Genomic DNA, 25,959 nt, shown 5'->3' with positions numbered 1-25,959 from the left:
TCAACTATTTACAAAATAGAGCAAAAGCTGTAAATAGGTTAAAGTTGTTAAGTTTTAGTTAACTTAAGAAGAAAGCGATTGTTTTGAGCGAAAGCGTACTATTTAACCATAAAAATTTACACTGGTAACGAAATATGTACGGTTCGCGCTTCCAATTTTATTTTTAAACTGGTTTACTTGCTATATAACGAGCGTCAATCAAATCTTTTAGTTGTGTAAATTTATTTATACACCTTATCTTTTAAAGACGCCACCCAAAGCAAAACACAACATCACATAACACAAAAGTTTGGAGTACACGTGGCTACGAGTAATACAACCACAACACCTCGCGATACCTGGGGTTCGAAGTTAGGATTCGTAATGGCTGCAGCAGGTTCTGCTGTTGGCTTAGGTAACATTTGGAAATTCCCTTACACAGCAGGCGAAAGCGGCGGCGGTGCATTCGTTGCAATCTACCTGTTTTTTGTCATCTTTATCGGTTTCAGTGTCATGTTGACTGAATTTGCGATTGGCCGTCATACGCAAAGATCAGCAGTAGGTGCATTTAAAACAACAGACCGTCGTTGGACGTTCGCCGGCGTTATCGGTGTGTTCAGCGGCCTATTAATTATGGGTTTTTACCCAGTTGTAGGTGGTTGGTCAATTGCATACATTGGTAAAATTGCTGGTGGTCTTCTTGATGCACCAGAAGCCATTGGTGATAGCTTCGGCGGTTTTATCTCAAACCCAGTTCAACCATTAATGTGGATGGGCCTGTATCTGTTGCTTAACGTTGTTATCGTTATTAAAGGTATCTCTGGTGGTATTGAGAAGGCGGGTAAGATATTGATGCCAATTCTTTTCATCATCCTTATCGTGGTATCAATTAAAGGCATCATGCTTCCGGGCGCGATGGCTGGTCTTGAATTCCTATTCAGCCCTGACTTCTCTAAAGTAGACAGCGGTGTAATCCTAGCAGCACTAGGTCAAGCCTTCTTCTCATTAAGTCTTGGTATGGGTTGTATGTTGACATACGGTTCTTACCTTAAGAAGAAAGAGAATCTAGTTCAAACTACAGCTATGGTTACAGCGATGGATACTGGCGTTGCTATCCTAGCTGGTGTAGCAATGTTCCCTGCAATGTTCGCATTTGGTATGGAGCCTGCAGCTGGTCCTGGTCTAGTCTTCGTTGTTGTTCCTCAGCTATTCGCTGAAATGGGCGGCGTAGTTGGCCTTCTATTTGCTCTTATGTTCTTCGTTGGTCTAAGTGTTGCTGCACTGACTTCTTCAGTATCTCTACTTGAAGTTGTGGTTTCTTACCTAATTGATGAAAAAGGCATGAAGCGTGTAACAGCAGTACTGACTGCAAGTTCAGTTATGGTCATTCTATGTATCTTTGCTTCTTTATCACTTGGTGGTTTCGGTCCAACACTGTTTGATACTGGTGCATTCGATATCTTTGATCTATTGACTGACAAGATCTTCCTGGCCGTTGGCGGTATGTTGGTATGTATCTTTGCAGGTTGGAGACTAAACCGTGCAGACTTAGAGAAAGAAATCACTAACGACGGTGAAGTCTCTTTCCCATTGTTCGGTCTGTGGTACACACTCGTTAAGTACATCATCCCAGTAGCTATCGCTATTGTAGCGTTCATGGGTATCTCTTCTGGCTTCGACAGCGGTAAAGGGGCAATCATGCTACTAGGTATTGGTATCATTGCTGGCTCTGCGGTAATTTCTAAAAAATTCTAATCGCAAGCTAAAGTCAATTGATAAACGGGAGCCTTAGGCTCCCGTTTTTTATGCTTACGACTCTATTCGTTAATTATAATAACTAAAGTTACCCTCTTGGTACTTAGTCTAAATACCATTAACGATTAGTTGAGCTGTATTTTGATTTAGGTCGCTCTAGTGTGAAATTGTTCGTGAGAAAGAAAGTTTATTGAGTTCGTTGGACTTTTTCGTAGCTGGATTCTGGGTTCAGACACGGTATACTCCACGCTCTACAATGGAGCTAGCTTTTACATGTTCGATATTCTTCTGAACCACTCTGATTTTTTACTTATCAATAAGCACCCTGGTGTCAGCGTCCACAAAGATGATGGCGATACTATGTTGCTTCAAGAAGTGGCTAAGGCAATCAATGAACCTAAGCTGTATCTCGTTCATCGCCTTGATAAAATGACCTCAGGCATTCTGCTGCTAGCAAAGAACTCTTCAGCGGCGAGTGAGCTTTCACAGCTTTTCGCAAAGCGTGAAGTGGAGAAATACTACCTTGCGATTGGCTTTAAGAAGCCGAAGAAAAAGCAGGGTTTGATTTCTGGAGATATGGAGCGTTCACGACGCTCTAGCTGGAAGTTATTGACCAGCAAAGAAAACCCAGCGATTACTCAGTTTTTATCAGCAACGGCTGAACCCGGTGAGCGTCTACTTTTATGTAAACCCTATACTGGGCGAACTCACCAGATCCGTGTCGCGATGAAGTCGATCGGCTCAGCTATTGCTGGTGACCCTATTTACAATCCATCGAGTGAGGCTGATAGAGGTTATCTGCATGCCTTCGCGATTCGATTTACCTATCAATCACAAGCCTACGAATATGTCTGCGACCCAAGGAGCTTAGACTCTTTAGGAGAGAAGTGGCATCAGGAAATCGTTTCTAACGGTTTGGACTGTTGGCTTGAACCTTGGTCATTAACTTGGCCAAAGCTAAACACTAAGTGAGTGAAATAATGGAAGCATCAGCTTTACCTCTGTTTTTTAGTCATATTGAACAGCAACTTAATGAAGTTCCTAATGAACTGCGTCGTATCTTTCACGGTCGTGGTAAGTTTTGGCCAGGTCTAGAGCAACTGACATGTGATTGGGTTGATGGGCAACTACTGGTTAACGTATTCAAAGAAGTAGACGATGAGTTCTTGTCATCTCTTAAAGCTGGATTGGTGGACTTGACCAATAAAGAGATCTGGCAAGCAAAGCAGGGCACAAGTATTGTTCTGCAACACCGTTATGCTGATGGTGCGCCTTCAGAGGTTCTATGGGGTGAGTTGAATGACTCTCCAGTCGTGGTTGAGCACGGTCTTAAGTATCAGCTCGACATTGGCCGTAATCAGAACTTCGGTTTGTTCCTAGACATGCGTAACGGTCGTCAGTGGGTACAAGATAATGCCAAGGATAAAAACGTACTTAACTTGTTCGCATACACTTGTGGCTTCTCTGTCGCAGCTATCGCTGGTGGCGCTCGCCAGTGCATGAACGTGGATATGTCGCGTGGTTCGCTAAACAAAGGCCGCGATAATCACCGTTTGAATGACCACGACATGCGCTCGGTTAACTTTCTTGGCTACGATATCTTTAAGTCGTGGGGAAAAATCAAGAAAGGCGGCCCTTACGAGTTGGTTATCATTGATCCGCCTTCGTTCCAAAAAGGCAGTTTCGCACTAACTAAAGACTACAAAAAGATCTTACGTCGATTGCCTGAGCTTCTAACGGAAGGTGGTGAAGTGATTGCGTGTGTTAACTCACCAGCGGTTTCTCCTAATTTCCTTATCGAAACGATGGCAGAAGAAGCGCCAAACGTTGAGTTTATTGAGCGCCTAGACAACCCGCCTGAGTTTGTCGATGTCGACCTTGATTCAAGCCTCAAAGTATTGAGATTTAGAATTAACACTGCTGCTGACGCTTAATCGAATGTTAGCATTAGAAAGAAAACGCCACTCATATTGAGTGGCGTTTTTGTATCTTTTTTTTGTCGTTAGATTGCTAACTCTCTTGCTGAGTCTTGAGGGTTTGGAACCCAAAATAAATACGCATGAACGTGGTTAGCCAACACGCCGCACCAAAGGTATAAGCGATAACTGCAAAGTGTTGCGGCCAAATACAGAATGCGATGAAGCTAGCTATGGTTTCTGTGCCTTCTGTTAGCCCAGACATGTAGTACAGAGACTTATGTTTATAAACGGGGTTCTCGATGCCTCGCTTGCCTGCCATCACCGCAAACGCTAAAAAGCTGCTGCCTGTGCCGATAAAAGAGAAGACCAAAAATGCACCGGCAATGGCGTTGTGCTCTGGATTGGCAATCACAAAGCCAAAAGGGATCAGCGAGTAGAAAAGGAAATCTAGGCTGATATCGAGGAAGCCGCCCGCATCACTGATGCCTTGGATTCGAGCCAAGGCGCCATCAAGTCCATCACACACTCTGTTGAATACAATGAAGCCTAACGCCCACTCATATTGTTGAAATGCTAACGCAGGAAACGCTAAACAGCCGACTAAAAATCCGAGCAGGGTGGTTTGGTTCGCTGTGATACCGAGTTGATTCAGTACTTTTGCTGATTGGTTTAACGGCCACTTAATGACCTTGATAGAGTATTTATCCAGCATAGTGACTTCTCCATGGCCAAGAGAGTACTTGCGCCCCTTGAGGCACGTCTGCGTCGTCGTGCGTCACCATCAGCGTAGGGATATTGGCTTTCGTCAACTGCTCAAACACCCAATCGCGAAACTGTGCTCTGAGCTCTTGGTCTAACTTACTGAACGGTTCATCAAGCAAAGCCAATTTAGGCTTAGCCAAAAGCATACGAGTTAAGCTTATTCTCGCACGTTGACCGCCGGAGATTTGATCAGGGAATGACTCCGCTAAATGAGTCAGTTCAATGTCTTTTAACGCTGTCATTGCTTGCTGTTGACGAGCGGAACCCTTAATAGAGTTAGGTAATGAGAATGCTAAGTTTTCCCACACTTTTAGATGAGGGAACAGCAAGTCATCTTGAAACAGAATACCGACCTCACGTTGATGTGATGGAAGATCATCGAGCTGAATATCATTCAAAACAACAGTGCCAGAGTATGAAAACTCATCATTCAGATGCCCAGCAACGGCATCCAACAAAGTCGATTTTCCGCAACCGCTCGGGCCCATCAAAGCCAGTACTTGGCCTGATTCTAATGTTACGTTTAGCGCTGAAAACAGCGATTCACCATCGTTTTTACGGATGGCGAGGTCGTTGAGGTACAGACTCATTACTTAGAAAACCCTTAAAAGTAAGACGGCGATATCTGAGCTGAAGTCGGCTGACCAATATCGCTAAAGAGAAAAAGAACAGAGGCAATAAGGCCTGCCAGATAGCGTAAATAGCGGTCACTCTGCGGTCGAAACCACTCGTTAGCGCAACAGCTTCTGTGGTGATCGTGCTAATGCGACCCGCGCCAAGCATTAATGTTGGTAAGTATTGAGCCAAACTCACACTGATCCCGACCGCCCAAGCGAAGGCAACAGCAGGCAACAAGATAGGAAGCTTGATGGAGTACCAACTTTGAAATGGCGACTTGCCTAGGCTGAGTGACGCTTTAATGAGCCCATCATTGAAGCTCTTCCAAGGCCCGTCTAAAGACAGGTACACAAATGGAAAGGCGAAGAATACGTGTGCCCAAATCACCCAGAACTCATAAGCGCTGCTGCCGATATAAAGCGTGGTGACTTGCATACCGAACAACACAGAGAGTTGAGGGATCAACATTGGGATCGCGATGATAAAGCCGGGAACTTGCCACTTGTACTTGATCCGATATTCGTGAGCAACAAGCGCAAGTATTAAAGCCACAGAAGCGGCGATAAGACCAATCCATAAGCTTTGTCCCACGGTACTCATGATGCCATCCCACTCAAACTCCCAGAAACGCATGCTATATCGGCTAGGGAGTAGGTCTGGGAAACGCCAACGTTGGGCAACACTCCAAATCACCATCAATGGAATGATAAGCAGTGACAGCGCAGCAAGCACCGTAAACACGGTTTTCCCGGGAAGGTTTACGCCTGTTCTGCCTGAATATTGCCAAGTTCGAAAGTATTTCAGAATTGCCCACTCAACCAAACGTGCTAAGGCGATGATTAACGACGCTAAGCCAAATAGCACAATGGCTCCGGCTGCTGCTCGTGGCAGTAGGTTGAGATCTGGATCATTGAACCATTGCCAAACTAAAACGGCAAAGGTCGGCGGGTTAGTTGGGCCAATGATCAAAGCAATATCAACAACCGATACACTGTAAGCGAGTACCGCAAGCATTGGGAAACGAAGCTTAGTAAACCATTGTGGGAAAATACACTTCCACCAAATCTGATAGCGACTGTAGCCCAGTGAAGCACTCACCTTAGTGATACGTTCGACATCGATTTGTTGAAGTATCGATATGCTCATCAGCAATAGGAAAGGCACTTCTTTGAATGCCAGCATAATGATAAGGCCGAAAGCGTATGGGTCTTTAACCAACAAAGCCAATTCAGAACTCGTCGCCGATTCACCGAGTAGGTGATGTACCGCTCTCGCTCCAAGGCCTGTTGGGCTAAATAGAAAAGCAAAGCCAATAGCGAAAGCGACATGTGGAATAGCCAGCATTGGCGACAACGTCAGCTCAATCTTTCTCCAAAATTTGTTTCCCCAAGAGGCTTGAAGAATACAAAAGGTAAGGAAGCAGGCGATGTAGCTGCTCGCGATCGCAGAGCCTAGGCTTAAACCGATAGAGTGCCAAGCCCCTTCCCATTGGAAGACTTGGCTAAAACCGTTGAGAGAGGGCTCCTCTAAACCTAGGGGCGGGATAAAACTCAGTGACGAGGCCACCACTCCCGCTACCCCGGGAATCGTAGGGATAATGCACACAGCTATAACAACAAAATATAGAGCGCGTAGCATTAAGCTTAGTTACCGTATCGCTTAAGCCACTCTTTCTCGAGCGCGTTTTGCCAGCTTGGGTGTGGTTCATCAACCGATTTAAATTGCTGAGTATTTTTAGCACTTCCGGTCAGGTATTTGCTGCTCAGCACTGAAGGATCGCCCCAAACATTGAGGTCACCCTTACGAGATTGCGCTTCTGGGCTCAATAGGAAGTTGATGGTCACTTGAGCGCCAGCACTTGCATTGGCATTCCAAGGGATCGCAAGGAAGTGAATATTAGATAGAGCGCCACTTTCTAATGCATAAGCTTTGGTAGTTTCCGCTAAACGGCCACTTGCTTGCGCTGAATATACAGAGTTTGGATTGAATGTTATGGCTAGGTCGAGTTGTCCATCATCCAGAAGTTGGATGCTTTCAGATGTGCCAGCAGGGAATTGTTTACCACCGCGCCACGCCACTTTATGGAATTTGTCTAGGTAAGCCCAGAGTGGTGCTGTTACTGCTTGGAAGTTGTCTTCCGAAACAGGCTGAGCCAGTGCTGGGTTATTGTTTGTTAGCTCAATCAATAGAGACTTGATGAAGCTAGTGCCGTGAAATTCAGGTGGGCGAGGGTAGCTCAAACGGTTTGGGAAAGCTTGAGCGTAGCTCAACATCTCCGAAAACGATTGTGGCGGGTTGTGTAGTGTCTCTTGGTCGTGAATGAACACAAGTTGTCCAACGCCCCAAGGTGCTTCAAGGCCTTCTGTTGGTTCAGAGAAGTCGACATCTATCGGTAAAGACTTATCGACATATTGCCAGTTTGGAAGCGACTCCGTGAATGGGCCAAACAACAAAGCGTTGTCTTTCATTGAACGGAAGTTTTCGCCATTGATCCAAACGATATCAACACTGCCTTCACTGTTCTTGCCTGCCGCTTTTTCTGCAAGTAAGCGAGTCGTGGTTTCTGCAATATCGGTTACTTTTACATGCTTTAAGGTAACACCGTAGTCACTCTGTAACTTCTTGCCTGCCCATTGTAGGTAACGATTGATTTCTTGGCTTCCGCCCCAAGCGTGAAAGTAGACAGTTTCTCCCTCTGCCTGCTGTTCAATTTGGTTCCAGCTGTCGGTTGATGTTGCTTCATCAGCATAAATGGTTGCGCTGTATGCAACGGTTGCCATGATTCCTAACGTACTTACTATCTTGTTCATAAACTTTTCCATTTGGTAGTGAACGGGCAAGAGCATTGTGTTTTCGAACTCCCTAATAGTTATTCTATCTGTTTCTTAAATAATTTCTAATTCAAGAGTAAATTCAATCAATTACTAGGGGCCTCTGCCATCCTAACAACAGACCGTTAAAGCGGTGAATTAATTGCACCTAAATGAGATTTTTTTGATATTTATTGGAGGTTGGTACGAAAAGAAGGCGAGAAGTGGTGTTTTTAATGATTAGGTTTTGAGCAAGCAATAAAAAGGAGCCATGAAGGCTCCTTAAATCAATATCTGATGTCGATGACGGATTAGTTTACCCAGTCACGAATTGTGTACGTTAGTGTGTGTACATCGTTTTTCAGTACTAGCGTATCGTTTGTTAGCGTTACGTCGCTCCACTCGCTTAGAGTAGCAGAAACCGATTGTTCGATTTCCATCGCAGAGCCGTGACACATTTTCATTGTCATGCCCATTTGCTTAATGCGGAATTGACCGTCTTTCAGCTCGCCCTGACCAAAGAAGTTGTTACAACCAGCCATGCCGTTTGCTGTCATCTTTTCGCCGACCTCTAGACGAGGTGTTGCTTGATGTTCGCTTTTCTCAATGTCCTTACCATCAATTTGCGCAAGTTCCCAATTATGGTGCTGTAGATCGGTTGGTGTTACTTGCACTGCGTTATCACCTGTTGTCGTGCATGCTGCTAGCACCATAGGTAAAGCGGCTATTGCTAGTAATTTTTTTGAACTAAACTTCATACTATAAGGCTCCAAAGGAAAACGAAGTTATGGGGTATGTGTAACTTAATAGGTTAAAAGTATAGTTTACAAAACACTATATGTGTCAGTATAAGGTCATAGTTTATTATGTATTTTATGACCTCATCGACCAATTAATCGCTTATTTTTTAATTAGTAAGCTAGGTTTTTAATGTGTAAGGAAGTGAGGAGGCATGGTGGAGCAGTTAGAGTTTTTCCAAGTTCCAAGCCCTTGCGTTGGGGTTTGCTCAAGCGATGAAAAAGGTTATTGCAATGGTTGTATGCGTAAAAGAGATGAACGTTTTAATTGGATGTCGATGACACCGTCAGAGCAATTGCACGTGATAAAACTGTGTCGTCAGCGCTATAGACGAAAAATAATGAAGCAAAAAAACTTAGTTGGTGAGCCTGAAAAAGTAGAGGGAAATACCAGTCCCCAAAGAGATCTTTTCGGCTAAAGTGAAGTGTTAAGATTTTATTTAACCCTGAAGTAACTATTACTTTACATAATGCTTGGTGTGTAATAATAAGATAGGTACGTTGTACCAGAAGGAAAGGTGTTGGTATGAATAAAAAGGACACAAAACTAAATAAAAAACCAGCCCAAGCACTGGATAGAAAGCGAATTGGGGCTAAAGATGATCCAGAAAAAAGTGCACGCGATTGGCATTCGATGACAGAAGAAGAGCAACTGGAGATACTTTCACACCTTTCAGATATGCCTTTTCAATAACATGCAGAGTGTTGTGAACGGTTAAATTTGTCTAAAGCTAAATCAATACCTTCATCAACTGGAAGTCGTTGCCTTCTCTAACTCAATGGGTATTGGGTATTTAGAAGGCAACCATTAATTTTATGATCTTTTAACTAAGATACTTTCTACTGGCTCAGTGATAGGAAATTGTTGCAGATAGTGGGTTAATTAACGCCAAGATAAACACTACAGTCGGCTACGTTGCTTGCTGCTTTATTTATTAACTCAGCCAGAAATCGACTTACTTACTGCCCCAATGATCGCTAACCCAACCACCGATATGTTCATCAAAATGACTGCCATTGAACCTTTGGTTACGTTCCACCAAAGTATCACAATCGTCTTTTCTGTCTATTAGATCTTGTATGTAGTTTGTCATCGGGTCATTGCAACGTTGACGATCTTGGCGGGTTGCCACTTCCTTAATCAATTGCAATCGATATGTAGAGCTAGCACGTTTCATTTCAATGACCTCCTGTTTTAGACACTAATAGAAAAATCTAGTTGTCAGATATAGGGGCGTCAACGTGATTTAAGAGTATTTTTTTTGAGCAACCAAGAATCAATACGTTGGCATCATAATTCACAAAAGTGTCATTTAAGTTGGCGTCTTTAGATCTGTTTTGGGCGTGAACTTTATGTTTTGTTGCCTATAAAAAGCCCAGTGAAAACTGAGCTAATTATTCTATTTATGGTTGCATAGAGCTATTTCTGGTTACTTTGAGCTGTTTGGTTTGCTCTTAAATTGTTTGACGTTCTTCTTTTTAGCTGTTCGTCGATTGGCCATTTTGTCTTTTGGCGGGCGCTTACGAACCGTTGTTTCTGATGCTGGTTTATCAGTCACAGGGAAACCTTCTAACGATTGCAACGGAAGCGGTTTGTTGGTCAAAATTCGAATCGCATTGAGGTGCTCGTTTTCACTGTGGCTAACGAGCGAGATAGCACAGCCTGCGCTCCCTGCTCTCGCCGTTCTTCCTACGCGATGTACATAAGTTGCTGAGTGAGAAGGCAGTTCAAAGTTGATCACAACAGGTAGCTGATCGATATGGATGCCACGAGCCATCACATCGGTTGCGATAAGCACGCGAGTTTCGCCATTTTTGAAACTCTCTAACGCCTGCGCGCGCTCTTCTTGGCTCTTGTTGCCATGTAACGCACTCACGCTGATCTTGGCTTTGTTCAATCGCTTGGTTAATGCGTCGGCGTTATCTTTTGCTCCGATAAACACCAAAACCTGTGACCAATCGTTCTGATTAAGTAGAGCAAGGAGCGCTTGAGCTTTACTGCCTTTGTTCACGAGATAGAGTGTTTCATCAATGGCAGAGACAACGCTATTCTCTTGGTGAGTCGTGATCTTTTCTGGGTTTGATAAAAGCGTTTCAGCTTGATTGACCAACTCTGGAGGAAGTGTCGCAGAGAATAGCAGTGACTGGCGCTTCGTTGGCAGAGCTTCGGTGATCGCTTGAATATCAGGCCAAAATCCCATGTCGATTAATCGGTCTGCTTCATCAAGAACCAATGACACACATTGAGTTAACTCCAATTCGCCACTTTTGATAACAGCTAGCAAGCGCCCCGGTGTTGCGATAGCAAGTTGTGGTTTGGTTAATAATTGCTGTTGTTGGTCATCCGTGTTCACACCGCCCATTAAGGTCATCGTGCTGATATTAATAGCCGTTGCGATCGGTTCTAAAGACTCAGCGACTTGAGACGCCAGTTCACGTGTTGGAACGATAACCAGCGCTTGCAGTTCATTGACATCATGGTTGATGTTGTTCAGCAAAGGTAAGCCAAACGCCAATGTTTTTCCGCTACCCGTTTGAGCCAACGCCAGCACGTCTTTCCCTGCAATAATTGTAGGAATTACCGCTTGTTGTATCTCTGTTGGTTTATCGAATTGAGATGGTATAGCCGCGACGGTTTTTGCGTTAAGGGTTAGGTTATCAAATGACATAAATGAACCAAGTATCAAAAGGGAGGTGGAGTCTAACAGGGCTACAAATGTTAGAGAATCAGTTTTGCAGCCATAATGACAAGCTTATTGAAAACAAAGTAAAAAATGTTGTGAGTATAGTCAACTAACGGTTCAGTTTAGATTTTATACAGAAGTGAAGTACTCAACGTATATGACTGAAGTCCTTTTTTTGTACGCAATGAGTCAATAATTAGCGCCTGGAGCAAATATCTAAAGTATTATATTCTCAAGCCGATATAATCGGCAGATATCAACTTGGTGAATGTATTTATTTGAAGCCGAATTGAAGATTAAGAATGGCCATTGCTGATGATTACTGAAATTAACGGTCAGTTTGCTTTACAGAATAACAGAGACAGGGAGCCACTAATGCGTGAAGAGTCATTCACCCAGAAACGCAAATATTACCGCTTAAAGTACCCCCAAAAGGCACGCCCGGTGATGCGAATTAAGGATGAGCTTTTTCATGTCAGTGAAGTGTCTGAAAAGGGCGTCCGCCTGATGATGCGTAACATCATTCCTGTTTATCGCGGCTTTTCAATGGCTGGTACCTTAAGGTTGCATGATAATAACAGTATCGATATTAGCGGCGCTGTATTGCGACAAGAAGGGGACGAAGTGATCGTTCAGTTATCACAAGGTCCAAGCTTTAAAGATATGGTGTCTGAACAACGCCACATCAGACAGCGATACCCAGTATTTTTTGCAAGCTTGAGAGTGGCTTAAAGAGCTTTAGGGTTAGATGTCTTAAAGCCCAAATTACTCGATTCTAAGCTGAGATTAAAAAGCCCAACACTCTCACAAGTGCTGGGCTTTGTTATATCTATTCAAACTAGATACAGGGACAAACAAAGAGCTTAGTCTGTCTATGGTTCGTTTTATAGTTCGTCTACTGTTGCCCAAACTGCGGCTAGCATGTCGTGACCAAATGCAACGCTGCGCTCTGGAGACCAACCGTAAAGTTCGTCAGCGTGGCTGATGTGATCTTTAAATGGCATTTCGACTGTGTAAGCTAAACACTTGAACTGCTCACCAATCCAGTTTGTGCCAACCGTCATATTCGCTTTGCCCGGTTCGTCTTTATCGTAACCAAACTCATCTTGGAACTCTGGCGTGATAGTCAGTAGTGCTTGCTTGAAGTGATTCTCTAGTTTAGCAATGCGTTCGTTGTATGAAGGCGTGCCTTCGCTACCTGCTACAAAGTTATATGGAATCGCTTCGTCGCCGTGAATGTCTAGACACAGATCAACGCCCGTTTCTAGCATGCGCTCGCGAACAAGGAAGACTTCTGGGCTACGTTCCATAGAAGGTGATTGCCATTCACGGTTCAGGTTAACGCCAATCGCGTTAGTACGCAGGTGACCACGGATGCTGCCATCTGGGTTCATGTTAGGAACAACACGGAAAACAACGCTGTCTAGCAGTGAACGACCTACCGTGTCCGTTTCATCAAGCAGGCGTTGAAGTAGGCCTTCGATCAACCATTCAGCCATCGTCTCGCCCGGGTGTTGGCGACCAATAACCCAAATGTTTTTCTTCTCTTCACTTGGCTCACCAATGGTTAGCAAAGTGATGTCATTGTTGTCTAGTGTGTGACCTAGAGTTTCTAGCTTACAAGCTGGGTGCGTTTGCGCACTGTGCAGAAGATCTTGGTGACGATCGTATGAATATGGTGCGAAATACGCGAAGTACATTGAATCGTGCTCAGGAATGATGTCGAAGCTTAGCGTGTCACCATCGAACTGAGATGGAATACGGAACCACTCTTCACGGTCGTACGATGCAACCACATCGTAATCTTTCCAGCCTTCAGGGTATGCAGAAGTTGCCAATTGGCCGATTTCAAAGTGGTGTGCTTGTTGAGCATCACTTTCTAAGCGGAAGTGGAACCACTGAGAGATTTCAGTCTGGTTGTCTGCTGGGATAGTCAGTTGAATATTTTGTGGTGAATCTGCTGAAACGACGTGAATGTTGCCGCTTTCGAAGTTGCTGAAAATTTTCATTGTAGTTTTTATCTCGTAGTTGAGTTGCCGTAAGACTAGCACACTTTTTTTCGAGCAAACCACTAACTAAATCGTAATGAGATGTTATTTCAACTATCTACTTTTTCGTTGTCTATTTTTGAACAACCAACTTTCTTTTGAACAACTAACTTTCCAATTATCGGCGCTGGCAAGTGGTACACCCACGACAGGCAGAGCGTGTGTGGCGATCTAACTTACTACGTTGCACCTTGCAGTAAGCGTTTTTCAATGCTCTTCGTCCAGAAAACCAATCATCAGGTTTCGCAAGAATCAGATAACCATTAAATCGTTTGACCAGTTCGATTCTGTTCTGGTCGATGAACTTGCTATCAAACCCAATTTCAAAGTAATCAAGCGCTTGTTCGATGGAGGTGAAACTCGCTATTTTTTGCTGGAATTCTGTTTGGTTCATGGAGTGAAGAGCTTATGAAAAGAGTTAGCCGATATTGTATTAGATTTACAATTTACTTCTTTGACTTAGAAAGCCGTTTTGTATCGTTGATATTAGATTAATCAATAATCAACATTTAAGTGTAGTCTTGTATTTTGTAGGTGATTAGGTTTTGAGGGGGCTAATTTTTCAAAGTGACCGTGAGCTCTCAGAAAGGTTCAATTTCTGTTCCTCAGGTTGCGATTTATGATCCAAATCAAACAGATCTACCCCTAAAGTATTATTCTGATCTCAATTGTAACCAATTGTTGAAGATGATTAAGAATTATGACAATAAAAAACGTTATATCGCACTAATAGCGGCGGTTGGTATAGGTATTGGCTGGTTAACCTTAGGGGGAACTGCAGCCGTTATGCACTATACATCGAGCACTGAGTTTTGTGTTTCTTGCCACACGATGGAAGCACCCCACAAAGAGTATCAAGGTTCAGTTCACTTCAGTAACGCAAAAGGCATTCGAGCTGAATGTGCCGATTGCCACATCCCAACGGATCCGATTGACTATGTGATCACCAAAGTAAGAGCGTCTAAAGACATCTACCACGAATTCATCACAGGTAAGATCGACACGCCTGAGAAATACGAAGCACACCGTGAAGAGATGGCTGAAACAGTATGGGCTCAATTCCGTGAGAATGACTCAGCGACGTGTCGCTCTTGTCACGAATTCGATGCAATGGAAGAGTTCGAGCAATCTCGTGATGCGGCGAAAATGCACGCTTACGGTAAAGAGAACAACCAAACGTGTATAGATTGTCATAAAGGCGTCGCGCACTTTGCCCCTGAAGCTCAGCTAGACAGCAAAGCCTTCGATACTCTGATTGCCTTTACCAAAAACACGCCAGCAGATGCGAAGGTGGTTTACCCAGTAACCGATATCGCAATGGGCGAGTTCGGTAGCGTAAACCCAACGGCTGAACTTGAAGTCGTTAAAGCTGAAGGCGATAACCGTACGGTGACTCTGAATGCGTTCCAAATGAAAGGTGCAGAACAAGTGCTTTACTTCGGTGAAGGTCAACGTGCAATCGTTGCGACACTGACAGACAAAGGTCAAGAAGCACTGACTACTGGTGAATACAAAGCCGATGCTTACGGTAACGAGTGGCGTTCAGTGGCGTTAACGGGTGACATTACTGACCCAGTTGTCGATACCCTAGACCCAATCTGGTCTTATGCAGAAGAGTTGGACAATGTTTATTGTGCAACGTGTCACGCGAAGATTCCTTCAAACCACTTCACTGTGAACGCTTGGGGACCTGTTGCGAAAAGTATGGGCGACCGTACCGACATTTCTGAGCAAAACCTTGAGCTGCTGACTAAGTACTTCCAAAACCACGCGAAAGACGTTGTTGGTCACTAAAGAGAATTAGAAGGATAAAATTATGACTAATATGACCCGTCGTGGATTTATGAAAGGCACAGGTATCACTGCTGGTGCGTTGGCATTCACATCCTTGACGCCGATGAGCGCAATGGCTTCTGACAAGCGCGGTTCTGGTGTTCTAACATCAGGCCGTATGGGACCAATGCTGTGTGAAGTGAAAGATGGTAAGTTAGTGTCGACCACGAATGCACTGGCACAAACCGTTCCAAACAGCCTACAAACTACAGGCCCTGACCAAGTACACACCAAAGCGCGTGTTAAATACCCTATGGTTCGTAAAGGCTACTTGGCTAACCCATCTGCACCTGAAGGTGTACGTGGTAGCGATGAGTTTGTTCGCATCTCTTGGGATGAAGTGTATAAACTGATTCATCAACAACACTCACGTATTCGTAAAGAGTACGGTGCAGAATCGGTATTCGCAGGCTCTTACGGTTGGCGTTCAAGTGGTGTGCTACATAAAGCGCAAACACTTCTACAACGTTACATGAGCATGGCTGGTGGTTACTCTGGTCACTTAGGTGATTACTCAACAGGTGCTGCGCAGGTCATCATGCCGCACGTGGTGGGTTCGATTGAAGTGTATGAACAACAAACGACTTACCCAGTCATCCTTGAGCACAGTGATGTGGTGGTACTTTGGGGTCTAAACCCAATCAATACCTTGAAGATCGCTTGGAGCTCAACGGACTGTGCGGGTCTTGAATTCTTCCACCAGTTGAAGAAATCGGGCAAGACAGTGATCGCGATTGATCCAATGCGTTCTGAGACTATCGAGTTCTTTGGCGACAACGCAGAGTGGATTGCTCCGCACCCAATGACTGACGTAGCCATGATGATGGGTATTGCGCACACATTAGTGAAGCAGGGTAAACACGACAAAGAATTCTTGGGCAAATACACAACAGGTTATGACGTATTCGAAGCTTACCTAATGGGCAAAGAAGACGGCGTTGAAAAATCTGCTGAGTGGGCGTCTGAGATCTGTGGTGTGTCAGTGAAGCAGCTTGAGCTACTTGCTGATATCTTCAGTAAGAACCGTACTATACTGATGTCTGGCTGGGGTATGCAGCGTCAACAATACGGTGAACAACGTCACTGGATGTTGGTTACGCTAGCGACAATGCTAGGTCAAGTTGGCTTACCTGGTGGTGGTTTCGGTCTTTCTTACCACTACTCAAACGGCGGTAACCCTGCTCGTGATGCAGGTGTACTTCCTGCGATTTCAGCGTCTCTTGGCGGTGGTTCTTCGGCGGGTAACGACTGGGCAGTTTCAGGATCTGTGAACGCATTCCCTGTCGCGCGTATTGTTGAAGCGCTAGAAAATCCGGGTTCAAGCTACCATCACAATGGTCACAACCTAACGTTCCCAGAGATCAAAATGATCTGGTGGGCAGGCGGTGCGAACTTTACTCACCACCAAGATACCAATCGCTTGATTAAAGCGTGGCAAAAACCTGAGCTGATTGTTATCTCAGAACCTTACTGGACAGCAGCAGCTAAACACGCGGATATTGTGTTGCCAATTACTACATCGTTTGAACGTAATGATATGACGATGACAGGTGACTACAGTAACCAACACCTAGTGCCAATGAAGAAAGTAGTCGAACCTCAAGGTGAAGCGCGTAATGACTTCGATGTGTTTGCGGACATGTCTGAGTTACTTGCCCCAGGTGGCCGTGATGTGTACACCGAAGGCAAGACCGAAATGGAATGGCTGTACGGTTTCTACAAAACCGCACAGCAAGGCGGTCGTGGTCAGCGCATCGTAATGCCTAACTTCAGCAAGTTCTGGGAAGATAACCAACTGATTGAGATGAAGTGGAACGAGAAGAATGCACAGTTCGTTCGTTACGCAGATTTCCGTGAGAACCCAATCATGAACCCACTAGGTACACCGAGTGGCAAGTTCGAGATTTTTTCAAGAACGATTGAAGGTTACCAACTAGACGATTGTCCGGCGCACCCTACTTGGTTAGAGCCAACAGAGTACACCGGCAATGCAAAAGATGGTGAACTGCAATTGATGACAGCGCACGCCGCGCACCGTCTACACAGTCAGTTCAACTACGCCAAGATTCGTGAAGAGTACGCGATCGCAGACCGCGAGCCGATTTCAATTCACCCTGAAGACGCAAAAGCGCGTGGTATTAAAACGGGTTATTTGGTTCGTGCACACAATGGTCGTGGCCAAGTATTGGTTGGTGCATTAGTGACTGATGGCATCAAACAAGGCTCTGTATGTATCCATGAAGGCGGTTGGCCAGATTTAGATAAAGATACAGGCCTATGTAAAAACGGCGGCTGTAACGTACTTACGTTGGATATTCCGACCTCTCGTTTGGCGAATGGTTGTGCGGCGAACTCTGCGCTTGTGAAAATTGAAAAATACACAGGCCCAGTATTAGAACTGACGGCATTTGATCCACCTAAAAATGGTTAATCTTTAACGAGAAATAGCTAATTGAACGAAGCCAGCCTAGCCGCTGGCTTTTTTTATGATCTTTTTTGCGGTGGAAAGACTATTACTGTGTGTCGAGTAGACAACTCATAATAATCAACGACATCAAAGCAAGAGAGAATCCCATGAATCGGATCAACCCAAAGAAGTTATTTCGTAGCAAATGGACAGCCGTAAGTCCTGTGAAGAAAGAAAAGCACTTTATGGTCACAGAAGTCGAATTTGATGAAGGGGAGGTAGTGCGCTGCATGATAGAGGCGGTAATGACCAAACGAGAAGAAGACATCAATTGGCGAGACCTCATTGATAATCAAAATTGGCTCCCAGGCTGGAAATAGGGGAGAGAATATTGTTCTTTGTTAAAGGTCGTTAGATCATTCTAAGGCAAACTAGAGGCTACCAGTTTCTCCAAGCTTGTTTTAGCCGGTGATGGAGAGCCGTGGTCTTGTTTTATTCTGCCTTTGATTTATCCATTGAACAAAGTGAATCTCTGGCTCTGAAATTTTGATAAATAGTTCGCATTCTAATGATTTGTGTACGAACTATTTTCTTTGTTCTTGGTTTGTGGACTTTATTGTTCACTCAAGTTTTAAATAAACATTCAATAATCTTTTAGCCGTTGACACATAATTTATAAGGTTTATTGTTTTTTTAATTTTATATAAATATCAATATATTATGTTGTTTTAAGTTGATGTTGAATTGGTTTTTTTATGGTTGATTATAGTCTTAACAGAATTTTTTACAGTATAGAATCTCTTGATCCTTACCAGGCAATTGATTAGAGTGCTAATTGTTTTCCGGGTTTAAATAAACTACTTTTAATCTTAAATAGCCGTTTTTAAGCTTAAAAAAACTAAGAAAGGATTAGATTACATGGATCCCATACTGGAAGTTAAGGGACTGTACAAGGTGTTTGGTGAAGACACTGATCGTGCTTTTTCAATGATTGATGAAGGTGCGGATAAAGACAAAGTTTTCGAAGAGACAGGGCTAACGATCGGTGTTAACGATGTTTCTTTGAGTATTCAAGAAGGTGAAATTTTCGTCATAATGGGATTGTCAGGATCTGGCAAATCAACCCTAGTACGCCTTCTTAACCGCTTGATTGAACCTACCAAGGGCAATGTGCTTCTTCGAGGCAAAGATATTGCCCACATCTCAGAAGATAGACTCCGCGAAGTTCGCCGTAATAACATCTCTATGGTTTTCCAAAATTTCGCCTTGATGCCACATATGACGGTGATCGAGAACGCAGCTTTTGGCCTTGAGCTAGCAGGTGTGGAAGCCGATATACGAAAACAGTCAGCATTTACAGCACTAGAACGAGTTGGCCTTGGCCCATATCCAGAATCTTATCCAGATGAATTGTCTGGTGGGATGAAACAGCGCGTTGGTTTGGCTCGTGCTCTCGCCTGTGACCCTGACATTTTATTAATGGACGAAGCGTTTTCTGCACTCGACCCTTTGATTCGTACTGAAATGCAAGACGAGCTAATCCGACTGCAAAATGACGACAAGCGTACGATTGTTTTTATTTCCCATGATCTTGATGAGGCAATGAGAATCGGCGATCGAATTGCGATTATGCAAAATGGTGAGGTGGTTCAAGTTGGTACACCAGACGAGATCTTAAATAGCCCTGCTAATGACTATGTTGAAGCCTTTTTCCGAGGTGTTAATGTGGCGAGTGCATTGACCGTCAAAGATATTGCTCGCAAGAAACCTGCGGCGGTATTTAAGAAGTCAGAACATGACGGCCCAGCCTCCGCATTACAGATATTGATGGATAACGACCGTGAATACGGCATCGTTATTGATAAGAGCAGTCACTACTCCGGCATTGTTTCTGTTGAGTCTCTTCGTAAAGCACACAAAGAAAATAAGTCATTAGTTAGTGCTCAATTAGATGATGGCTTAACTCTTAACCCGGATTTACCAATCAACGACGTACTTGGCCTTGTTGGCGGTGTTCCTTACTCCGTTCCTGTCGTCGACGATAAAGGTACTTACTTTGGCGTGGTAACTAAATCACGACTGCTACAAACATTGGATAAGGGGTAGAGCATGTCGTCAGAACAAATAGATAATGACCCGTGGTCACAATCCACTAAATCAGAACCATCAGATCAACCTGCAAGTGACCCATGGGGTCAAGCAAGTGATACATCACCATCGGCTGATTGGTTAAGCAGTGAAACAGTAGAGACTGCACCTTTTGATCCACTAAACCCATTTGCGGAAGCAGTGTTGCCAGTTGATAATTGGGTTGAATCTGGATTGAATTGGCTAGTTGAACATGGTCGACCATTATTTCAGGCAGTACGTATACCTATCGATTTCATTTTAAGTTCATTTGAAACGGCACTTGTGTCTACACCTGCACCATTCATGCTGATCATTTTGTTTTTGGTTGCATGGCAGTTTTCAAACCTCAAGCTTGGTGTTGCGACTGCAGTATCCCTTACTTTTATTGGCTTGATTGGCGCTTGGTCTGAAGCGATGACCACTCTTTCACTGGTTATGACATCGGTATTCTTCTGTTTATTGATCGGCTTACCAATGGGTATATGGTTGGCCCGAAGTAATACTGCCGCTAAATTTGTGCGTCCAATTCTCGATGCGATGCAAACCACGCCTGCTTTCGTTTATTTGGTACCCATCGTTATGTTATTTGGTATTGGTAACGTGCCGGGCGTAGTGGTAACGATCATATTTGCATTACCACCAGTGGTACGTTTGACCATCTTGGGTATCCAACAGGTACCGGAAGAATTGATTGAAGCGGGACATTCGTTCGGTGCCAATAAAAAGCAAATGCTTTATCGCATTCAGCTGCCGCTCGCCTTGCCAACTATAATGGCAGGTGTAAACCAAACACTCATGTTGTCGCTGTCTATGGTTGTTATAGCGTCAATGATCGCAGTAGGCGGTTTAGGCCAAATGGTACTGAGAGGTATCGGTCGTTTAGATATGGGGCTTGCTGCTGTCGGTGGCTTAGGCATTGTTATTCTTGCAATCCTACTTGATCGAATTACTCAAGTTTTAGGGGTTAATGCAGGTGATACAAAACTACGCTGGTACCGTATGGGACCTGTTTCCATTTTACTTAACGCTTTAAATCGCGGTAACCAATCAAAACTACAATCAAGGAAAAACACTAATGAATAATTCATGGAAGAGCAAATTAGCTGTTAGCATCGTTTCTACATTAGCCGTATCAACAAATGTTTGGGCAGCAAGCTTACCGGGTGAAGGTATCTCCGTTCAACCTGTTCAATCGTCTGTAGCGGAAGAAACATTCCAAACTTTGATCGTTAATCGTGCTTTAGAAGAACTTGGCTATGACGTGAAATCGACGCAAGAAGTGGACTACAACGTAGGTTATACCTCGATCGCAAAAGGTGACGCCACATTCCTATCAGTAGGCTGGTTTCCACTTCATGATGATAAATACAAAATGGCAGGTGGCGATGATAAGTTTTATCGTGAAGGTCAATATGTCAGCGGTGCAGCTCAGGGCTACTTGATTGATAAGAAAACGGCAGAAAAGTATAACATTACGAATATTGGTCAACTAACCGATCCAAAAATTGCGAAACTGTTTGATGCAAATGGAGATGGTAAAGCTGATCTAACGGGCTGTAACCCAGGTTGGGGTTGTGAGACGGTTATTGAGCACCAACTTTCAGCATTTAAACTGGATGATACGGTTACTCATAATCAAGGTAACTATGCTGCCATCATTGCTGATACCATTTCGCGCTACCAAAAGGGTGAATCAATTCTATACTACACGTGGACACCGTATTGGGTGAGTGGTGTATTGGTTCCAAATGAAGATGTAGTTTGGTTAGAAGTTCCATTTTCTTCACTTCCTGGTGATCGTTCTGATGTTGATACTACGCTATCTAACGGTAAGAACTATGGCTTCCAAATGAACTCAATGCGTATTATCGCGAATAAAGAGTTTGCAAAAAATAATCCATCCGCGGCTAAGCTTTTCGAAATCATCAAGCTTAACATCAATGATGTAAGTGCACAGAACATGATGATGAGCAAGGGTAAAAACAGCTCTGCTGATATCGAAGCACACGTGAACGGCTGGATTAAAGCGAACCAAAGCATGTTTGATGGTTGGATTGAAGAAGCCAAGAAAGCAGCACTATAACAACGTTTAATTGTATTAGTTCAGACTAAGTGAGTACTTTCTTTGGTGTTTGTGAGCATCAAAGAAACGCTATAATACTCAGTCAGGAAACGATAAAGTTAATCATTAAAAAGCTAGCAGTCTTATTCCGACGCTGGCTTTTTATTTTATGTTCTAGCGCTCACATTGAACAGCTAAGCTTTTAGAAAACTCGATAACTCAGTTGTGTTTTGAATATGGATATAAGTATGACTTATCACAAACATCAGAAGGGGGAAGAGTAGAGTGTTTGGTGTCAAATTAATTAAAATAAATAGTGAGTCACATTGTTTATGACTCACTATCAATAATGAGACTGTTTTCTTAATTATTTAAAACCGAAATTGATACTACATTTGAAGACAAATCAAAATGAACATTAACAGTTACGTCTTCACGCTCAAAAGTCACATCATCAAAGTCTGTTGCTGCTATTTTAAATCCGCTCAGTGCGAATAGACTTGTTACGATTGTTCTCTGTTTTTTCTCCATCACGCTCGTTAGTAGCTTGTCCATTGTCATCAATCCTTAAGTGATCATGTGCATAAGGAAACGATACAGACTTCAAAAAGTGAAAGCAATTGCTCAATTAATGGCCACGGCTAATTGAGATCGTTGATATTACTTATGTATACAAAATAGTGATAAGAAAGATCGTACTTTTTTCACTTTTGTATCAGATCTCAAGTGTTTTGTGAGGTGGTTTAAGTTTGTCTAACGTACTTGCGTAATCATGAAAATAGTCAATGAAACATATAGTTACAAAGTAGTAGGTTTTGCGCTAATACAAAATGCTGGTTAATTGCCAATAGACGAACTAGATATAACACTTGTTCCCAAATATTAACTTTTAACATGTGGTATTTTTATTGGACGCGGTTACTAACTATAGTAGCTCAACACTATACCATCTAAGGCTCAGTTATTGGGCTCATCGTCTATAATAACCTCACCAGTCATTGAGTTATAATAAATGGAGAGTTCTGGAACTGTCCTGTAATGGTAGCGACATTGATCGGTTTGAATGTATTCAGCGATATAGTCTGTATCTGTAGGAGAATTAAAGCTAGAAATACTTGGTGGGTCTGCGAATAGCGCATCCCAGACTGATATGCAATCATCGATATTGTCTAACCTTGGAAAGTCTTCCTCTAAATGCCACTGCTGGGCTGGGTACCCCCATTCATTGAAATCAAGCTGTCCAGTAGCGGAGTCATCGTAAATAGGAATATTGGTTGCAGGGCCACCGCCATTCGTTGCCATTAACTTTGAATAAGCAAAGTCGACACCTGTTTTAAAAGATGCGCCCGTTCCTTTCACAACAGCTACATGAGAATCGGTACTAATATTTAGATATCTAGGAGCAGCGGTCACAGCAATTATTCCGAGAATTACAATTACGACAACAAGCTCAAGAAGTGTAAAGCCGTTCTTTTTCATTGACTATCCCCCCTTTAAAAGGTTCATCGCGGATTAGCGGGAACTAAAAACAAAAACGGTAGTAAGTGATATGGTTTAGTCGCCAAACAAAAATCATACACAAACTACCGTTTTCATGCCGAATCATACTTTCCTATCTTCATTCTGGGAAGGCTTTAAAATAGTAAAGTCTCACCAGACAGCATCACTTATTACACTGACTCTTAAACCGAACTCTGAGGCTAAATGCCTTTGCGGTCTTGAAGCCGAGGCTATCCATGAGTATCAATGGCGTCATGTGAAAGAGGCCATGTTGTTCAATGTTCCTGTTGAACTTTCCGTTCAAACTCGAAGGATTAAATGCCATGACTGCGGCATAAAAACAGAGTCTCTATCTTGGTTGGAGCCTTATGCTCGTATAACGAAGCGCCTAAAAAGCTATATAGAACAACTACTGCCTCTTCTTCCCATTAAGCATATCTCCCAGTTAACGAGCGTTCATTGGCACACCATTAAAGAGATAGATAAACGTCGACTTCGCCATCTTTAAAGGGCACCGATATGCCACAGTTATCGCTGATGCTAAGACTCACCAAGTCATTTGGATAGGGTTAGGCCGTAGCCGCAAGGACATACGACCGTTCTTCGAGCAGTTAGGCAAGCATGGCAACAATATCGAAGCGGTCGCGATGGACATGAATACGGCTTTTGACCTTGAAGTTCAAGCACACTGCCCGAACGCAAAAATCGTTTACGACTTATTCCATGTTGTTGCTAAGTTCGGTCGTGAGGTGATGGATAGAGTCAGAGTCGACCAAGCCAACAAACTCAAGCAGGATAAAAAAACGAGGCAATGGGTCAAGCGCTCACGCTGGGTATTGTTGAAAAATAGAAGCAACTTAAATCCACGGCAAGATAGCTACCTTACCGAAATATTGAATATCAATAAGGACTTAATGACCACTTATATACTCGGTTCACAACTCAAAGAGCTTTGGTATTGTGAATCAGAAGCACATGCTAAGGGGCTCTGGGAGGTATGGTGGGCACAAGTGCAAGAGAGTGGAATTAAGCCATTGAAAGAGTTCGCACGAAAACTGAGGCCTTATCTTCACGGTATTATCGCATCGGCAAGTTATCCGCTCAACACCTGCACATTGGAAGGGATAAACAACAAAATAAAGTTAATCAAGCGAATGGGGTATGGGTATCGAGATACAGACTACTTCTTCTTGAAGATAAAAGCGGCTTTCCCCGGAAAGCCGCGATGACCCCTTTAAAAGCCACTAGTATGCATCATAAGCCACTCTTACCAAAGGAAATATCTTTTCTATGGTGACAATTTTACTATCTAATCTCGATGTTATGACTCCAAAATACTGATCTTTTACAAATTGAGACGTGTAGATTAAGGTTCAGCATTATTAGATTAGGGAACTTTAGCGTTACGAGTTTCTTCGAGATGCTTTGGGTGTAGGTGCTTCCGTCGGTAAAAGCATCATTTGACGAATATTTTTGATAGCGGGCTAATAACGCCATTGGCCCCTCTATCAATGATGTGAGTATATATTTGAGTTGTTTTTAAATCACAGTGTCCTAGTTGTTCTTGAACGGTTCTAATATCCGCACCACTTTGAAGAAGGTGTGTAGCAAATGAGTGTCTTAAGGTATGGCATGAGATATTTTTATCAATGTTCGCTTTTTGGCCAGCGACCTTAATGTGCTTTTGCAGCGCTGTTGGGTGAATATGATGTCTACGTATCTCGCCTGTTTGTAAATCTGACGACAAACGATTAGAAGGAAAGAGAAATTGCCAATTTAAATTCGTTTCTGCATTTGGATATTTTCTAGCTAAAGCCTCAGGGAGGTATACACCAGAAAAAGTTTCGTCATTCACGTCTTGTTGATAATAACTCGTAGATACCTGTTGTTGATGTTTGATTGCTGGGAAAAGTTCTGGAGCTATTGTAACTATGCGGTTTTTGCCTCCTTTACCTTGCCATACACGTACGGATTTATATTCATAATCGATATCTTGTATGCGTAAACGTACGCATTCCATTAAACGCAAGCCTGACCCATACATTAATTGGTAAGCCAATTTGTAATTAGGTGAGCAGTGACTGAATAACCTTCCAATTTCTTCTGGAGTCATAATCGTGGGCAATTTTCTGGACTTGTCTGAACGTCGAAACTGCATATCAAGATCTATGGGTTTTTGAATGATTTCTTTGTATAAAAATACTAGTGAATTGAGTGCCAGACTTTGTGTTTTCTTTGCTGATTTTTTGTCAACAACAAGGTGCGTTAGGAAATCCTCTACATGCCTAGAGGTTAAGCGTTTTGGGTGTATTTTGTCATGATAAAGAATGTATTGGTGGATCCAATAAATGTACGCTTCGGTTGTACGAAGAGCATAGTTTCTCCCAAGCATATATTCTTGTATGTGCGATAAAAATGGTGATTTTTTCATTAAGCTTTTACTGGTTATATATACATAAACTGCAGTTTGGCATATCAACTCATACTATATAGAAAAAATCTGCATTGTGGGATGAAGGCTTAGGGTTGTAGTATTTAAGCTACTGTTATTTTTCATAAAAATGGGATATGGTTTATGTTATTAAGGTACTAGATATAAAAGTTCTGTATTATAAGTACAGAATTTTTCTGTCTAATAACTGTTAGTTAGCAAAG

Annotated in this window: 24 protein-coding genes and 1 pseudogene; 13 read left to right on the top strand and 12 right to left on the bottom strand. The window is 43.1% G+C overall.

What is annotated here, in order from left to right; all coding sequences use genetic code 11:
• Positions 1 to 300: 300 nt before the first annotated feature.
• The 3 genes from OCU50_RS08735 (at position 301) to OCU50_RS08725 (ending at position 3,668) form a co-directional block, all read left to right on the top strand.
• The gene (locus OCU50_RS08735; protein ID WP_082710334.1) at positions 301 to 1,734 is read left to right on the top strand and encodes a sodium-dependent transporter; all 1,434 of its coding nucleotides are present in this window, start codon (positions 301 to 303) and stop codon (positions 1,732 to 1,734) included.
• Between the two features lie 273 nt (positions 1,735 to 2,007).
• The gene (locus OCU50_RS08730) at positions 2,008 to 2,706 is read left to right on the top strand and encodes a TIGR01621 family pseudouridine synthase (RefSeq protein WP_060468000.1); all 699 of its coding nucleotides are present in this window, start codon (positions 2,008 to 2,010) and stop codon (positions 2,704 to 2,706) included.
• Positions 2,707 to 2,714: 8 nt separating this feature from the next.
• On the top strand, positions 2,715 to 3,668 hold the full coding sequence (locus OCU50_RS08725; protein WP_060467999.1) for a class I SAM-dependent methyltransferase: 954 nt from the start codon (positions 2,715 to 2,717) through the stop codon (positions 3,666 to 3,668).
• Between the two features lie 76 nt (positions 3,669 to 3,744).
• Here OCU50_RS08725 and OCU50_RS08720 read toward each other — a convergent pair whose 3' ends face one another.
• The 5 genes from OCU50_RS08720 to OCU50_RS08700 all read right to left on the bottom strand — a co-directional run bounded on the left by OCU50_RS08720 (position 3,745) and on the right by OCU50_RS08700 (position 8,601).
• Positions 3,745 to 4,365 carry a CDP-alcohol phosphatidyltransferase family protein gene (locus tag OCU50_RS08720; protein ID WP_060467998.1) on the bottom strand — a complete coding sequence of 207 codons (621 nt, stop codon included), beginning with the start codon at positions 4,363 to 4,365 and terminating at the stop codon, positions 3,745 to 3,747.
• Complete coding sequence (locus tag OCU50_RS08715; protein ID WP_060467997.1) at positions 4,355 to 5,005, bottom strand: ATP-binding cassette domain-containing protein; 651 nt, start codon at positions 5,003 to 5,005, stop codon at positions 4,355 to 4,357. Before OCU50_RS08715 ends, OCU50_RS08720 begins: the two co-directional genes overlap by 11 nt.
• Positions 4,971 to 6,671: an ABC transporter permease gene (locus OCU50_RS08710; protein ID WP_060467996.1), complete on the bottom strand. Its 1,701-nt coding sequence runs from the start codon at positions 6,669 to 6,671 to the stop codon at positions 4,971 to 4,973. Before OCU50_RS08710 ends, OCU50_RS08715 begins: the two co-directional genes overlap by 35 nt.
• 5 nt (positions 6,672 to 6,676) lie before the next feature.
• A complete protein-coding gene (locus OCU50_RS08705) occupies positions 6,677 to 7,843 on the bottom strand; it encodes an ABC transporter substrate-binding protein (RefSeq protein ID WP_060467995.1) in 1,167 nt (388 codons plus the stop codon).
• A 311-nt stretch (positions 7,844 to 8,154) separates the two neighbouring features.
• Positions 8,155 to 8,601 carry an META domain-containing protein gene (locus OCU50_RS08700; RefSeq protein ID WP_060467994.1) on the bottom strand — a complete coding sequence of 149 codons (447 nt, stop codon included), beginning with the start codon at positions 8,599 to 8,601 and terminating at the stop codon, positions 8,155 to 8,157.
• Between the two features lie 194 nt (positions 8,602 to 8,795).
• On the opposite strand from OCU50_RS08700, the gene OCU50_RS08695 reads away from it, so the two are divergent.
• On the top strand, positions 8,796 to 9,059 hold the full coding sequence (locus OCU50_RS08695) for a DUF1289 domain-containing protein (RefSeq protein ID WP_060467993.1): 264 nt from the start codon (positions 8,796 to 8,798) through the stop codon (positions 9,057 to 9,059).
• 107 nt (positions 9,060 to 9,166) lie between these two features.
• Positions 9,167 to 9,334 carry a hypothetical protein gene (locus OCU50_RS08690; protein ID WP_167346763.1) on the top strand — a complete coding sequence of 56 codons (168 nt, stop codon included), beginning with the start codon at positions 9,167 to 9,169 and terminating at the stop codon, positions 9,332 to 9,334.
• Between the two features lie 262 nt (positions 9,335 to 9,596).
• Here the strand turns inward: OCU50_RS08690 and OCU50_RS08685 are convergent, their stop codons facing one another.
• A complete protein-coding gene (locus OCU50_RS08685) occupies positions 9,597 to 9,818 on the bottom strand; it encodes a hypothetical protein (protein WP_060467992.1) in 222 nt (73 codons plus the stop codon).
• A 252-nt stretch (positions 9,819 to 10,070) separates the two neighbouring features.
• A complete protein-coding gene (locus OCU50_RS08680; protein ID WP_060467991.1) occupies positions 10,071 to 11,309 on the bottom strand; it encodes a DEAD/DEAH box helicase in 1,239 nt (412 codons plus the stop codon).
• A 390-nt stretch (positions 11,310 to 11,699) separates the two neighbouring features.
• Between OCU50_RS08680 and OCU50_RS08675 the strand changes: the two genes are divergently transcribed.
• On the top strand, positions 11,700 to 12,056 hold the full coding sequence (locus OCU50_RS08675) for a hypothetical protein (protein WP_017630073.1): 357 nt from the start codon (positions 11,700 to 11,702) through the stop codon (positions 12,054 to 12,056).
• 152 nt (positions 12,057 to 12,208) lie between these two features.
• Here OCU50_RS08675 and OCU50_RS08670 read toward each other — a convergent pair whose 3' ends face one another.
• Positions 12,209 to 13,333: a M14 family metallopeptidase gene (locus OCU50_RS08670; RefSeq protein ID WP_048658353.1), complete on the bottom strand. Its 1,125-nt coding sequence runs from the start codon at positions 13,331 to 13,333 to the stop codon at positions 12,209 to 12,211.
• A gap of 157 nt (positions 13,334 to 13,490) precedes the next feature.
• Positions 13,491 to 13,766, bottom strand: a complete 276-nt coding sequence (locus OCU50_RS08665) for a nitrogenase-stabilizing/protective protein NifW (RefSeq protein WP_060467990.1) — start codon at positions 13,764 to 13,766, stop codon at positions 13,491 to 13,493.
• A 293-nt stretch (positions 13,767 to 14,059) separates the two neighbouring features.
• On the opposite strand from OCU50_RS08665, the gene OCU50_RS08660 reads away from it, so the two are divergent.
• The 6 genes from OCU50_RS08660 to proX all read left to right on the top strand — a co-directional run bounded on the left by OCU50_RS08660 (position 14,060) and on the right by proX (position 21,825).
• Positions 14,060 to 15,166: a NapC/NirT family cytochrome c gene (locus OCU50_RS08660; protein ID WP_060468145.1), complete on the top strand. Its 1,107-nt coding sequence runs from the start codon at positions 14,060 to 14,062 to the stop codon at positions 15,164 to 15,166.
• A gap of 22 nt (positions 15,167 to 15,188) precedes the next feature.
• Positions 15,189 to 17,636 carry a molybdopterin guanine dinucleotide-containing S/N-oxide reductase gene (locus OCU50_RS08655; protein ID WP_060467989.1) on the top strand — a complete coding sequence of 816 codons (2,448 nt, stop codon included), beginning with the start codon at positions 15,189 to 15,191 and terminating at the stop codon, positions 17,634 to 17,636.
• 143 nt (positions 17,637 to 17,779) lie between these two features.
• On the top strand, positions 17,780 to 17,992 hold the full coding sequence (locus OCU50_RS08650) for a TIGR02450 family Trp-rich protein (protein ID WP_060467988.1): 213 nt from the start codon (positions 17,780 to 17,782) through the stop codon (positions 17,990 to 17,992).
• A 538-nt stretch (positions 17,993 to 18,530) separates the two neighbouring features.
• A complete protein-coding gene (gene proV / locus OCU50_RS08645; RefSeq protein ID WP_060467987.1) occupies positions 18,531 to 19,718 on the top strand; it encodes a glycine betaine/L-proline ABC transporter ATP-binding protein ProV in 1,188 nt (395 codons plus the stop codon).
• A gap of 3 nt (positions 19,719 to 19,721) precedes the next feature.
• Entirely contained in the window at positions 19,722 to 20,825 is a 1,104-nt protein-coding gene (proW, locus tag OCU50_RS08640) for a glycine betaine/L-proline ABC transporter permease ProW (protein WP_060467986.1), read from the top strand.
• Positions 20,818 to 21,825 (top strand): glycine betaine/L-proline ABC transporter substrate-binding protein ProX, encoded by a 1,008-nt coding sequence (gene proX, locus OCU50_RS08635; RefSeq protein WP_060467985.1) that lies wholly within the window; start codon positions 20,818 to 20,820, stop codon positions 21,823 to 21,825. The genes proW and proX overlap by 8 nt, the downstream gene beginning before the upstream one ends.
• A 342-nt stretch (positions 21,826 to 22,167) precedes the next feature.
• On the opposite strand, the gene OCU50_RS08630 is transcribed toward proX, so the two are convergent.
• Together OCU50_RS08630 and OCU50_RS08625 are read right to left on the bottom strand one after the other, a co-directional pair.
• On the bottom strand, positions 22,168 to 22,359 hold the full coding sequence (locus OCU50_RS08630) for a hypothetical protein (protein WP_060467984.1): 192 nt from the start codon (positions 22,357 to 22,359) through the stop codon (positions 22,168 to 22,170).
• Positions 22,360 to 22,761: 402 nt separating this feature from the next.
• Positions 22,762 to 23,283, bottom strand: a complete 522-nt coding sequence (locus tag OCU50_RS08625; RefSeq protein WP_060467983.1) for a prepilin-type N-terminal cleavage/methylation domain-containing protein — start codon at positions 23,281 to 23,283, stop codon at positions 22,762 to 22,764.
• 115 nt (positions 23,284 to 23,398) lie between these two features.
• Between OCU50_RS08625 and OCU50_RS08620 the strand changes: the two are divergent.
• Positions 23,399 to 24,533, top strand: a pseudogene (locus OCU50_RS08620) (ISL3 family transposase).
• 227 nt (positions 24,534 to 24,760) lie between these two features.
• On the opposite strand, the gene OCU50_RS08615 reads toward OCU50_RS08620, so the two are convergent.
• Positions 24,761 to 25,735 (bottom strand): integron integrase, encoded by a 975-nt coding sequence (locus OCU50_RS08615; protein WP_060467982.1) that lies wholly within the window; start codon positions 25,733 to 25,735, stop codon positions 24,761 to 24,763.
• Positions 25,736 to 25,959: the final 224 nt, after the last annotated feature.

This window comes from Vibrio toranzoniae (genome assembly GCF_024347655.1).
In the GTDB taxonomy this organism is placed as follows: Bacteria; Pseudomonadota; Gammaproteobacteria; order Enterobacterales; family Vibrionaceae; genus Vibrio; species Vibrio toranzoniae.
Note: the sequence above shows the minus strand (reverse complement) of the source record. Positions and strands in the feature narration are given on the sequence as shown.